Here is a 12,968-nt window from a genome sequence, read left to right on the forward strand (position 1 = left end):
GCCTGATAATATTCAAGAATTTGCTCAGGTGGTAGGTGAATATCAGTGCTAAACAATAAAGCATTTTTGATTTTGCCCTTGGCTTGAACCTCAGAGATACAAACCAAACAAATTGGGCAATTTAAACAACAACTCCACGCAATCAATGTATATAAGGAAACTCCCGGTTTTAGGTCTTTAACAAAATTAAGACGACTCAAATCATGGCAGTCAACCTTGCCATCATATTTACGTGGAGCTCCCAGTTTCTTTTGTTCACCTGTATAGAGATAGCGTAGGGACGGCATCACTTCTTAACTTGCCAATAAAGTCTAAATTTAAGTCCCGCACAGCCTCCCAGAATTTAGAGCGATAGTAATAGCCATCAGCCACAAAATAACGTACAGAAGTTGGGAAGTAACAACGAGTATTCTTTAGATGTTGTGCATAGTCATCAACTCTTGTGATTTCAGGCGTTGAGCTTTGAGGTTCCTGTTTTTTCCGAGATTTCTTAGACCAGCAATTATTCGGATTTTGTGGGAGTTTTTTCACCGGCTTTATTTGAGTACGTGACGGAGTTTGTTGTACGCTTAAGCTATAAGATAAACGACTCTCAATTTCGACAATAGAAATCACAGAAATTTCCAACCCCTGTTCCGATTTGCCAGATAGACCCTTATAAAAATAAGCTTTGCCGTCAGTTTTTTTGCCACTTTTTCTTAAAAAAAAACAATCAATAACAGCAATGATTGTGTGTTCAGGATTTAAGGCAACACGCGAGAAAATATTGATTAAATTGTGGAAAGTTGAAGCTTTTGAGAAAGTGACGACGGTAGGTTTTTTCGCTCAAATAACTATAACGACTGAGATTCGTGAAGTTGATCTTGCCATAGGCTAGCAAAATAGTTGAGAATAAAGTGATTAAAAACTTCTTTTGGGGTTGACTAATCCCTGGCATTTGTTGTAAGATGGATTCCATAATTTTCATAAGGCAATCTGTTGAGCTTGTGTTTTTTTTATAGCTTATTTTATAGCTTAACCTAAAAGAGCGCCTTTTTTTTCTGTTCATTTTGGGTTCCGATTGCACTCACTTTTTTCACTTCTCTATTTTATTGCGATCACATTCCTCTTTAAAAACTGTCCGGAGTATTGTTATGACCTAGACTAGAATTATTCCCGAATCCTAGGAGCGATAGAGTACATCCTAGGCTTACCATCCTAACTGTCCTGACTGTTGCTATAAGTTTGAATTAAACGGAGATTTTTATTGATGAAGTATAATCGATTTCAAGAATTAGATATGATGAGAGGCTTTGCCGCCTGTTGGGTACTGGGCATTCATTATTGGTCTTTCAATATCATCCCTCCATTTTTTGGATACACCAACTTTTTGGAGTATCTAAAAGTAGTGGGTCGAGCCTCGACGCTAGCCAAATTTTTTCCCCTCCCATTTAATGGTGTGGGCAATATAGTTTTTGATTTACTGAATATATTTTTCTTGCTTGGATATCAGGGAGTTCATATTTTTTTCATTCTCAGTGGTTTTGGACTGGCTTATTCAAGGATTTTAAAACCTGATGAAAGCTGGAGCATTTTTATGAAAAAAAAGTTTTTCCGGCTCTACCCTACTTACTGGATACTTTTAGTTGTATCTTTGATAATTCCTCGGTTAAGGTCTGATTTATTTTTCGGCTATTTTGATTGGTTCTCCTTGTGGAGAAGTTTTCTCATTCTCGATAAAGCAATACCATTTTCTTGGTTTATGTTTCCACTAATTCAATTTTATTTGTGTTTCTTTTTGCTCTTTAAATTTTTACAAAAATTTTCTGTCTCACAGTTTATTTGGGCTGCTTTGTTAATTAAATTAACCTATGCATTTTTAATCTTAATGATAGGCTTTAACCTATTTTTTCCAATAATAGGCGATTTCGGTTATCCCGGCTATTTAGCAATTTCAAGGTTATTTGAGTTTTGTTTGGGAATGGCAATGGCAAAGGTTTATGTAACTAATCCTAATCTATTAATTAATTACCTAACGAAACCAATCACAATAGCCCTAGCAATAATTTGTGAAATAGTGGGTATTATGGGTTCGTTAAAGTTTGCTAATCAGATAAAAATTTTAGGCGTAGCTTTTCCTTTTGGAATGTCTTTTTATGATGCATTTATTGGATTTGGCATATTTGTGATTGTGTTTAATGTGTGTAGAAACTTGAGCAAACTATCTGACTTAACAACGAGATTTTTAACATGGATTTCTCATATTTCCTATGAACTATACTTGACGCAGTTTATAGGCTTAATTATTATAAAAAAGTTTTTTATTGTGCTTGTTCAAGGTGAACCTCCTCTTTTGAGTGCTAGTCGTGCTATTTTAGTTTATGTATTAATGATTCAAATTTGTATAGTTATGGCTTTTTTATTACAATACCTAACAAACTCGATCACAAGTCGATTTAGATTAGCGATGGGTTCCTTTACCTCGGTCATAAAATAACCTAAATTAGTAGTTAATAATCACGTGTTATCAAAAACTAGACTTCTGAATTTGTTGCTCGGGTTTTTAATTGCCCTCAGCCTAGAGTTGTTCAGCGGAACGACAACTTTTGCTCAAAACATCGAAACAATTAAAATTTCCGGTACTGCTGCGGGTGTCAGCACTCGCTACATCGGTGCAGTCGAGGGCAATATCAATTTCGACATCAAAGATTTGCAAGATTTGGGAATTAATACCTACCGCATTTACGGCGGGATGTCCCGGTGGGAAGCCGAAGACGACGACGGTAAATACGGTTGGCCATCTATTGACGAAATTAAGACAAATCCAAATATAATTAATTCGGCGCATTGGGATCAGATTATGACTAATCCGCCCCAGGGTAGCGATTATTGGTGGTCGGGCCAACCCGGTACTGTTTGGCAAGGCAATGCCAGGACGATTTTTAATACTCTAAAAGAAACAAATATTCGCCCAGTTGTCAGTATTCGTAATGTTGATAATAACTGGCGGCCGAGTTGGGCGTTGCAACTGAATCCGCCGCGCACAGGAGAAGATTGGAACGAGTGGTGGGAACAGGTTTTTGCTACGGTTTATTGGCTGAATGTTCGCAATGATTACCGCGTTGATGATTGGGAAATTCACAACGAACCGGATAATCGCGATCAGGGTTGGGGCGGGACTAGGGCTGACTATTTTGAATTGGTTAAGGTGGCAAAAGATGCGCTCGACTTTGTTTATAAAACTTATTTGCCTTCGCGCACTTACCGCATCCACGGCCCGAAAACCGTAGGCGGCCGCAATTGGCCGGCTAGTGCTTTGCAGGAAATACCGAATTATTTCGATACAGTCAATGTCCACAACTACGATGCAGATATTTCTAACTACACCCGCAAAGTGCGCGGCTGGATGAACGGTACTGTCCGCGCTAACTCGCAGCTTTGGGTAGGATAATGGGGAACTTACGAAATTAGCTACGGCGATTTATCTTTAGCTTTAAATTTGATTAAGAATTTGATTCGAGGTTCCCAACCGGGGGATAATTATATTTACGGCAGTCACATATTCTGTTTGTACGACTGGGGAAAGCCGGGACTGCCAGAAGGTTTGCTAGGGGACGGGGGAAAACGGCGCGCGGGCTACTATGCTTTGCGGATGGGAATTAGGGCTTTGCAGGGCGGGAGAGCTAGCTTTTTTCCTATCACTAACAGTTCGGATTTAATGGCAGTTGCAACTCTTGATGCTAGCAAGAATGTTTACTTGCTGGTTGTGAATGACCGACCAACATCTTACACTGTTAATGCTGATATTTCGGAGCTGATAAAAACTGGTAATGGCACGGTGCGGGAGTTCAGTTCTCAAAGAATGGATGAGGTTGTTGGTAGCTTAAGGCTCAAGGGTGGCAATGCGAGTTTTGCACTGGCAGGGAACAGCGCTATTCTCATCAAGTTCGATCGCCAGAATTGAAGATCAAATCCTCTGGGTCATAATTGGGATAAGATAGAATTAGTTATGCTCAGAATTATTTATTTTCTGCCTGTTGGGCCCTGGAACCCTGGAACCCTTGAAGCCTCGAACCCCTAATTGCACAGTTGCAATACCTAAGTCGTCCTGTTGTGATTCCCCTCCTGTCGCTGGTAAATTGGTAGCGTGCAGGTATCTTGCCTCAAACAGAATGCGAGCGAGAGTTCCGTTGAGGGGCAGAAAGTAGGGTGCAGTCTAGACAATCGCAGAAATTCTTGCTCGTAAACCCGCAGCAGTTAGGCTAGGCGAGGAATTACCCGCCCGCTTTCATCTGGGCCCTTTGGCAGATAGCATTGGTTCTGAAAGTCAGAAGCCGTCAACGATCAGGATATGGCACGGAATTAATTTTAAATGCCAAGATGCTGGAAGTAGGGGTGAGTTGAATCGTACAGAAACTTTGAGCGCGCTTGGAAATCTCGCGGGTAAAGCCTCTCAATCAACCTGCTGCCCGCGATCGGGTTTTTCCAACAAATATCACTTTTATGCCCCCTGATGTTTATTCCCTCCCTCAGTCAGGTCATCAACCGCAACCCCCTCACTGTCACGCCTGAGACGCCCGTAGAAAAGGCGATCGAGCTGATGAGTAGCACAGGAGCCAGTTACGTCCTCGTGGTAGAACCGCGCGGGAATTCTCAACTCGGAAATCCCATGAACGGGATTTCCCCACAATCGCGGGAACAGTCGGGTTTCTACAACGGCATACGGCCTGCGCTACACGCAGGAGGCAACGGGCTGCGTCTCAACGGCTCAAAAGCTCCCTATCCGAGCAGCCAGACAGTGCTGGGGATTTTTACAACGCGAGATGTCGTACAGCTAAATTCGATCGGCGCTGCTTTGAGCGGATTTGCGATCGAGCAAATCATGATCAGAACCGTAACTGTAGCCCGAGAATCGGAAATTCCCGACTTTTTTGCCTTAGCTAATCTGCTGGAGAAAAATCAGATCAGCCATTTGCCCGTCGTCAGCGAGGCTGAAGAACTTGTCGGTTTAATTAGCTCTCAAAGCTTGGTGCTTTTGTTGCAGGGAATTGGGGAACCGACACCAAAAGCAATTAGCAGCGCTTCGCCACCTGCGGCTTTCGCGTTCCCTCCGCCGCTGCCAATTGTGCATCAGAAAGTAGAGCTACCCGCAAGTTTAATTAAACTTTATCAAATCCCTCAAATAGCAGGCTCACGAATAATTCACGCTCCTGCTAATTCTTCGGTTCGCTATTTGGCGCAACTGATGTTTAGACACAATGTTAGTTATGTATTAATCACTGAAACCCCCGATCAACACTCGACTGGTGCTGCTCACAATTCCAAATTTACAAATCCCAACATTCACAAACTGGTTGGGGTGGTAAGTTCGCGGGATATCGTGCAGTTACAGGCCCTGGGAAGAGACTCTAACAAAATTAAAGCGGGAGCAATTTGCAGCAGTTCGCCGCCACTGGTGCGATCGCACTCTAGCCTCGAAGCAGCCGTCGCGCTGCTGCAAAAACACTACTGCCAGTTGCCTTTATTAGTCATCAACGAAACAAATCACCCGATCGGGATTGTCAATCCTAAAACTATCCTTTTACAAGCGCTGGATTCAAAATCTCTGCATTCTGGCTTAATCGCTTTGCAGCGCCAGCTAGAATCTAGCAACGCTCAATACAAAAAACTCTCAGCAGAAATACAGCGGACAGCAGCAAATAGCCACGAGATGGCTGAAATTTCTCACCACAGTTTCGTAGAGCGGCAAAATCTCCCCCCTGCAGTCAACAATCAGGGGATTTGGGACTGGAATCTCGAAACAGATGAGTTTTTTTATTCGGCGCGGTGGCAAGAAATGCTGGGCTACCAAGAAGGGGAAATCTCGAATCGCCGATCGGAATGGTGGAGTCGCATCCACCGAGATGATATTGACTCCGTAAAGGCAGCTTTAGAAGAACACTTCGCCCAAAAGACACCGGATTTTGCGGCAGAATATCGGATGTACTGTAAAGACGGCAGCACTGTCTGGGTGCTGAACCGAGGTCAAGTTTTACGCAGCGCTACTGGCAAACCGCTGCGGGTAGTAGGAACTCATACAGATATTACTGTAAACAAGCAGTTTGAAGTCAAAAACCGCGAGCATGATCGAGAACAATTCCATCTATTTGACTCTTTGAAAGCAACAGTAATTTTCCACATAGATGCGGCGGGACTTTGGAAATTTCTCAACCGCGCTTGGACGGAAATTACGAATTATGCGGTTTCCGAAAGTTTGCAAACTAATTTTTTAGAGTGGGTGCATCCAGATGAGCGCGAGCAATGTGCAAATTTATTGGAGTCTTTGCTGTCCGGGAAGTCGGAATTTGAACGGCGAGAACTGCGATTTAAGTCTAAGTCGGTTTCGGAGAAAAACTCCTTGGGAATTCACAGTAATTCCGGCTTTGTTTCCGTGGAACTATTTGCCCAAGTCCGGCGGAATTCCCAAGGCGAAATAGCGGGAATTTTCGGGACTTTGCACGATGTCTACAACCGCCTCGAAGGAGTTGAGGAACTCCGGGAAAGCGAGCGGGCAATTCGATCGCTCTACGAGGTAATGGTGAGCTCGGAAGGCTCTTTTGACGATCGAACGATGCGGTTGCTGGCAATGGGCTGTAGTCAGTTTGGGATGGATATCGGGCTGTTGGGCAGGGTTTTGGGCGATCGCTACGAAGTGATTGCGGCTTATGTACCGGAAGATTTTCCCTTTGGATTTGCTAAAGGAGACGGTTTTGCTTTGAGCAGAACCTTTGAGCGAGAGGTTTTGCGATCGAGCGAACCTATTTCTGTCGAATCAGCCGGCACTACTCAGTGGCGCAACCACCCTGCTTACAGCGTCCGCAAGTTGGAGGCTTTTGTGGGGACGAGGGTAATAGTGCAAGGGCGAGTTTATGGTACTTTGAGCTTTACCTCCCGCACCACTAAATCTCCTTTTAAACCGCTGAATTTTGAAATTTTAAAGTTGATGGGCAATTACATCGGCGCTGAAATTGCCCGCGAAGAGCGAGAGCGAACTTTGCAACGTCAGTACCAGCGTGTTTTACTACTCAAACAAATTACTCAAAAAGTGCGATCGACCTTAGACACTCAAGAAATTTTTCAAACTACCGCCACCCAAATCGGCCGCGTATTTGGTGTCAATCGCTGTACAATTCACACCTATCTTTCCGAACCTTATCCCCATCTTCCTTGCGTCGCGGAATACTTAGAACCCGGTCACGAATCCGCTTTAGATTTAGAACTTTCTGTCACTTATAACCCCTACACAGAAAAACTCCTCGCTGAAGATATAGCCCTGGCATCTCCCGATGTTTTTGCCGATCCTTTGCTGGAATCTTCGGGGCCGATGTGCCGCCGCATCGGATTAAAATCCATGTTGGCTGTTCGCACTTCCTATCAAGGAGAACCGAATGGAATTATTACTTTGCACCAGTGCGATGCAACTCGCCAGTGGAATCCAGACGAAATTGAACTATTAGAAGATGTTGCCGCTCAAGTTGGCATTACCTTAGCTCAAGCACAACTTTTAGAAACCGAAGTGCAGCGACAGCGACAGTTAGCAGAGCAAAATGAAGCTTTGGATCAAGCGCGACAAGCGGCGGAAGTTGCTAATAGAGCTAAGAGCGAATTTTTAGCGACTATGAGTCACGAAATCCGCACTCCGATGAATGCGGTCATCGGGATGACGGGGTTGCTGCTGGATATGGAACTAACTCCTGAACAGCGGGATTTTGTGGAGACCATTCGTACCAGCGGCGATGCTTTACTGACTATTATTAACGATATTCTCGACTTTTCTAAGATTGAATCTGGAAAATTGGATTTGGAACGCAGCCCCTTCGAGCTGCAAAACTGTATAGAAGAATCTCTGGAATTACTGGCTCCGAGAGCCTCAGAAAAAGGTTTAGAGCTGGCTTACTTTATTGATGATTCTGTTCCGAAAAACATTTTAGGAGATGTCACGAGACTGCGCCAAATTTTGGTAAATCTGCTGGGCAATGCAGTTAAGTTTACAGAATCTGGAGAAATAGTTGTGTGCTGTACGGCTAGGCAAATTGAACCGGTAGCTGCTAACAGTTCGCCCGATAAAATTAATATTCTAGCGCCACAACCCCTAGCAATTAACCAGGGAGAGTTGGCACGTAGCAAACAATACGAGATTCAATTTGCTGTCCAAGATACGGGAATTGGTATTCCGCCAGACCGGATGGATCGCCTGTTTAAAGCTTTTTCGCAGGTGGATGCTTCGACAACGCGACATTACGGCGGGACGGGTTTGGGACTGGCTATCAGCCAGCGTTTGAGCGATATGATGGGCGGTACAATGTGGGTTGTCAGCCAGGTTGATCCCCGAAGTTCTAAGTCTCAACCGGGAGTTTCTGCGATCGGACAAAGTATCGCTGGAAGGTCGCCTGCAGAATTTACTCCGCCGTCGATATCGGGTTCGGGTTCGATTTTTTATTTCACAGTGACTGCTGAAGCCAATGACATCGTGGCTGAGGAAAAAAGACCCGAATTTGCCGCTGGTAAGCGCTTGTTAATTGTTGAGCATCATGCCATTAACCGGCAAGTTTTGATCCGGCAGGCAGAGTCTTGGGGAATGATACCCGTGGCTGTAACTTCTGGTGCTGAGGCTTTGGAAATCATCAAAGGCAACTCGCCACTCGATTTAGCTATTTTGGCGATGAATCTACCAGATATCGACGGTGTGGCTTTGGCTGTGGAGATTCGGAAATTTGAGCTGAGCAATTTGTCGGGCGAGGAGGGTCTAAATCCGAATGTCATCAAAGTTAAAAACCCTCGCAAAATAGCACTACCTTTGGTGCTGTTTACTTATTTAAGTAAGGCGGAAGTTTGGAAAAAACTTGAAACTACAGAAGTACATTTTTCTGCTTTTTTAACTAAGCCTTTAAAACAGTCCCAGTTTTATAATGTGTTGCTGCAAGTTTTTGGATATGTTACTGGCAGAAGTAGCAGGGGAGAAGTTTCAAATGTGGTGACTTTGACTTCGGGATTGAAGTATTTTGAAAATTCTCAAGAACAACACCGCGTGCAGCGGACGCCTGCTGTTTTGAGGCAGGCTGCGGGGAATTCTGCTGGACAGGATGGAACTAATTCTAGTCAGATTCGGATTTTGCTGGCTGAGGATAATGTGGTGAATCAAAAAGTCGCTACGCATTTACTCGACAGGATAGGATATCGGGCTGATATTGCGGGTAATGGGTTGGAGGTTTTGGAGGCGCTGAAGCGGCAATCTTACGATGTTGTGCTGATGGATGTGCAGATGCCGAACATGGACGGGTTGGAAGCGACGCGCCGCATTTGTCAGGAATGGCCTGCTAACAAGAAGCCGAGAATTATTGCGATGACTGCTAATGCGATGCAGGGCGATCGCGAAAAGTGTCTGGAAGCAGGTATGGACGATTATATTACTAAGCCGGTACGCCGGGAAGAGTTGGCGATCGCCTTGAGCAAGTGCTCACCTCTGAATCGGGATGAATTGGATGCGGTAACAGAGGAAAACAATCAAGATATTTCTGATGACATTGACAGTGATACTGCGGCATCTTCGAGCGTTCAACCGGGAGCAGATTCGCCGATTGATTTTCATATTTTGCAAAATCTCCGCGAGCTAGACGATGATGAAGACCCCGATTTTTTGGGGGAGCTGATTAAGATATATTTGGTAGACGCACCGCAACATTTAGAAACTATTAAAGAGGCTATTTTTCTCGGCGATGCTGATAGTTTGAAGCTGGCTTCTCACACGCTGAAGTCGAGCAGCGCCAATTTAGGAGCCGTGTCTTTTTCTGCTGTTTGCAAGGAGTTGGAGTATATGGGTCGCGCGGCGGTTGAGTCTGGAGGGGAACAGGTTTTTGATGTGAGTACGGCGCGCGATCGCCTGTTGGAAGCCCAAGCGGAGTGGGAAAAGGTGCGGGCGGCTTTTGAGACGGAATTGGAAACGGGGAAGTTGCGATCGCAAATAGGGTAATTTGTTATATCAATTCCGGTTGTACTCCTCCGGAATTGTTGACTGTTGACTGTTGACTGTTGACTGTTGACTGTTTGAACAATACCGATGCAACCGAAAACGATATTATTTGTTATTTGTTGGTTTTTGGTTGTTAGTTGTCAGTTTCAATGCCCAATGCCCTGTTTGGCCAATGCCCTGTTTGGCCAATGCCCAATGCCCATATTTAACTTTCACCTAAATATGCTTTGCGAACAGTTTCATTTGACTGCAAATCGCTAGCAGTACCAGCGACTACAACCTGACCGGTTTGGATGACATAGCCGCGGTGGGCTACACTTAAAGCCATGCGGGCGTTTTGTTCCACCAGCAAAATAGTTGTTCCTTCAGCATTAATATCGCGGACGATCGCAAAAATTTGACTGACTAACATCGGTGCCAATCCCATACTCGGCTCGTCCAATAATAACAAGCGGGGGCGCGACATCAAAGCGCGGGCGATCGCCAACATTTGCTGTTCCCCGCCGCTGAGAGTTCCTCCTTTTTGACTAATTCTTTCTCGCAAACGAGGAAATAAATTTAATGCTTTTTCCATATCGGACTTGATACCGAGAGTATCGTTGCGGAGATAAGCACCCATTTCTAGGTTTTCTTGCACCGTCATGCGCGGAAAAATCAACCGCCCTTCGGGACTTTGAGAAATTCCCAAACGGACGATCGCCTCTGTAGATAGTGCTTCTAAAGGCTTTCCCTCAAATAATACAGTGCCTTGGCGCGGGCGCAGCAGTCCTTGAATCGTGCGGAGAGTGGTCGTTTTCCCCGCCCCGTTGCTGCCGATTAATGTCACAACTTCTCCCTGCGAGACTGTTAGCGATACCCCTTTGAGAGCGTGGATATTTCCGTAGTAGGTGTGTATGTCTTTAATTTCTAACATGATTACTCTTTCTGCTTTGTGCCTTTTTATATTATCCAGACTAATTATAAATTTTTATTGCATTTAGTGAAAATTAACTTTTTTAGAGTAAGCAGTAATTTTACTTAGAAGAAGACTCAGCGTTAGCTCCCATACCATCTATTTTTAGTAGTGGGGCGATCGACTTTACATAATTTTTACTTAAACACAAGCTTTCTTGACAGTAGCTTTACAAAAATCTCTAAGTATATAGCTAGTATTGATACGTAAGCGCAACCAACCGCTACAAGTTACCAATAACAGCACTTAAAATTTTAAAAATTTAAGGAGATTTACCATGAAATTACATCACAGTACCGGAGCGATCGCATTTTTATTAGCTACTCCTTTAGTAACCGGCTTGACTATAGGTATAGCGCCCAGCCGTGCTGCCATAATAGCAGGTTCTGCCGCCGAAGTAACCATGTACAACTTCAGTCACAGACCGAATGAGAATGGTACATTTACTAACACTTACACTCAGACAATAGCTAACAGCGGTTTAGTCATTAGCAAAGCGAAAGCTGAGGCATTTTTTATATCTAACTGTCACGAATTGCTTGCAGAAAATCTCTCGCAAAGTAAAGTGCAAGGTGACGGCAATAACTATTCTGGTTTAGCCCAAAGTCAAGCAGCAGTGATCGGTGACTTCTCTATCAATGCGGAAGAAACTTTTTCCTTCACAGTTGAGACTATTTTACATCTTTTTACATCTGTTAGTAATCGGCAATCAGAACGGGCTAGCGCCAAAGGAGGTATATCTTTTTCATTGATTGACACTGTTTCTAACATTCTTTTAGACTCATTTCAACTTGCGCTCGGTTTACACTCTTTTAAAGCCCCGGAATTAAGTTCGTCATACAACCTCGCGGGAAACTTTAATCCCACACAAATTAACTTTGGTTTTCTGGATCAAGGTAATACAAAAAGCCTGAGCTTGTATACTTCCGGAGTGTATTCGCGGACTTTTGATAACGCCACTAACTTAAGATTAGTAGAAGTTAAGAACAATATAGTATTGGCAGAAGCAGAACCAGTTCCAGAACCGACTACTATATTAGGGACGGCCATGTTTTTCGGTTTCTTGGCAAAGGGGAGAAAACTTAAGAATCCATTGTCGGAAGTTAAATCCAAAGTTGAGAAATGATGCCAAACATCTAAGTAGGTCAACTATCACTGTTGGATACCCGACTTCTTAAAAAAGTCGGGTATCGGGTTATTCTATATTATCCATTGCCATCTTCTTCTTTTCCCAAATATGCCTCAATCACCCGAGGATTTGCGCGAACTTCTGCCGGAGTTCCCTCGGCAATTTTAGTACCGTACTCCATAACACTCACGCGATCGCTAATTCCCATCACCACTTTCATATCATGTTCAATCAGCAAAATACTCAACTTCAACTCATCGCGAATCCGGTAAATAAAGCGAGTTAAATCAGCCGTTTCGTTCGGGTTCATCCCGGCAGTCGGTTCGTCCAAAAGCAACACTTTCGGATCGGAAGCCAAAGCCCTGGCAATTTCCAATCTCCGCTGGTCGCCGTAGGAAAGGTTTTTTGCCAACTCCGGCGCTTTAGAAGCACCTAAACCGACAAAATCAAGCATAGTGAGCGCTTTTATTTTAGCTTCCCGCTCCTCCAGATTCGCAGTGGGAGGGCGGAGGATTGCACCCAACAAACCTGTTTTCAATCGGCAGTGTCTACCTACTAAAACATTATCCAGCACAGTCATGTTATTAAACAAGCGGATATTTTGAAAAGTTCTAGCAATGCCGAAAGTTGTCAGGCGATCCGGAGGTAAACCCGTGATATTCTTCTGTTCCAAAAGCAACTGGCCACCACTCGGTTTGTAGATACCTGTCAGCATATTAAAAAAAGTAGTTTTGCCCGCACCGTTGGGGCCGATCAAACTGGCGATCGAGCCTTTTTCCAATGTTAAACTAACCTGGTTGACGGCAGTCAAACCGCCGAATCGCATTGTAAGTTGCTGTGCTTCTAATAATGACATTTTGGTTATGTTTCCTAATATTTTAGAGGAGTGCAAGCGGGAT

8 protein-coding genes and 1 pseudogene are annotated in these 12,968 nt (G+C 44.0%); 5 read left to right on the forward strand and 4 right to left on the reverse strand.

What is annotated here, in order from left to right; all coding sequences use genetic code 11:
- Together QUB10_RS22260 and QUB10_RS22265 are read right to left on the reverse strand one after the other, a co-directional pair.
- Positions 1-287, reverse strand: a pseudogene (locus tag QUB10_RS22260) (transposase); the annotation flags it as partial.
- A complete protein-coding gene (locus QUB10_RS22265) occupies positions 256-771 on the reverse strand; it encodes a transposase (RefSeq protein WP_333205494.1) in 516 nt (171 codons plus the stop codon). The pseudogene QUB10_RS22260 and the gene QUB10_RS22265, both read right to left, overlap by 32 nt.
- A 478-nt stretch (positions 772-1,249) precedes the next feature.
- On the opposite strand from QUB10_RS22265, the gene QUB10_RS22270 reads away from it, so the two are divergent.
- The 4 genes from QUB10_RS22270 (at position 1,250) to QUB10_RS22285 (ending at position 9,988) form a co-directional block, all read left to right on the forward strand.
- A complete protein-coding gene (locus QUB10_RS22270) occupies positions 1,250-2,476 on the forward strand; it encodes an acyltransferase family protein (protein ID WP_333205495.1) in 1,227 nt (408 codons plus the stop codon).
- Positions 2,477-2,500: 24 nt separating this feature from the next.
- On the forward strand, positions 2,501-3,430 hold the full coding sequence (locus tag QUB10_RS22275) for a hypothetical protein (protein ID WP_333205456.1): 930 nt from the start codon (positions 2,501-2,503) through the stop codon (positions 3,428-3,430).
- A 48-nt stretch (positions 3,431-3,478) separates the two neighbouring features.
- Positions 3,479-3,943, forward strand: a complete 465-nt coding sequence (locus QUB10_RS22280; RefSeq protein WP_333205457.1) for a hypothetical protein — start codon at positions 3,479-3,481, stop codon at positions 3,941-3,943.
- A 549-nt stretch (positions 3,944-4,492) separates the two neighbouring features.
- Positions 4,493-9,988: a response regulator gene (locus tag QUB10_RS22285; protein WP_333205458.1), complete on the forward strand. Its 5,496-nt coding sequence runs from the start codon at positions 4,493-4,495 to the stop codon at positions 9,986-9,988.
- Positions 9,989-10,193: 205 nt separating this feature from the next.
- Here QUB10_RS22285 and QUB10_RS22290 read toward each other — a convergent pair whose 3' ends face one another.
- The gene (locus tag QUB10_RS22290) at positions 10,194-10,901 is read right to left on the reverse strand and encodes an ABC transporter ATP-binding protein (protein ID WP_006631855.1); all 708 of its coding nucleotides are present in this window, start codon (positions 10,899-10,901) and stop codon (positions 10,194-10,196) included.
- Between the two features lie 316 nt (positions 10,902-11,217).
- Here QUB10_RS22290 and QUB10_RS22295 point away from each other — a divergent pair, with 316 nt between their 5' ends.
- Positions 11,218-12,066 carry a PEP-CTERM sorting domain-containing protein gene (locus tag QUB10_RS22295; protein WP_333205459.1) on the forward strand — a complete coding sequence of 283 codons (849 nt, stop codon included), beginning with the start codon at positions 11,218-11,220 and terminating at the stop codon, positions 12,064-12,066.
- Positions 12,067-12,145: 79 nt separating this feature from the next.
- Here the strand turns inward: QUB10_RS22295 and QUB10_RS22300 are convergent, their stop codons facing one another.
- Positions 12,146-12,925, reverse strand: coding sequence for an ABC transporter ATP-binding protein (locus tag QUB10_RS22300; RefSeq protein ID WP_333205460.1), 780 nt, complete (start codon positions 12,923-12,925; stop codon positions 12,146-12,148).
- Positions 12,926-12,968: the final 43 nt, after the last annotated feature.

Origin of the sequence: Microcoleus sp. B5-D4 (genome assembly GCF_036705145.1) — a bacterium.
In the GTDB taxonomy this organism is placed as follows: Bacteria; Cyanobacteriota; Cyanobacteriia; order Cyanobacteriales; family Microcoleaceae; genus Microcoleus.

Bases quoted from the DNA above. Each gene is read 5' to 3' on its own strand.
- QUB10_RS22290 (WP_006631855.1), bottom strand. From the start codon at position 10,901: ATGTTAGAAATTAAAGACATACACACCTACTACGGAAATATCCACGCT.
- QUB10_RS22295 (WP_333205459.1), top strand. From the start codon at position 11,218: ATGAAATTACATCACAGTACCGGAGCGATCGCATTTTTATTAGCTACT.
- QUB10_RS22285 (WP_333205458.1), top strand. From the start codon at position 4,493: ATGTTTATTCCCTCCCTCAGTCAGGTCATCAACCGCAACCCCCTCACT.
- QUB10_RS22300 (WP_333205460.1), bottom strand. From the start codon at position 12,925: ATGTCATTATTAGAAGCACAGCAACTTACAATGCGATTCGGCGGTTTG.
- QUB10_RS22270 (WP_333205495.1), top strand. From the start codon at position 1,250: ATGAAGTATAATCGATTTCAAGAATTAGATATGATGAGAGGCTTTGCC.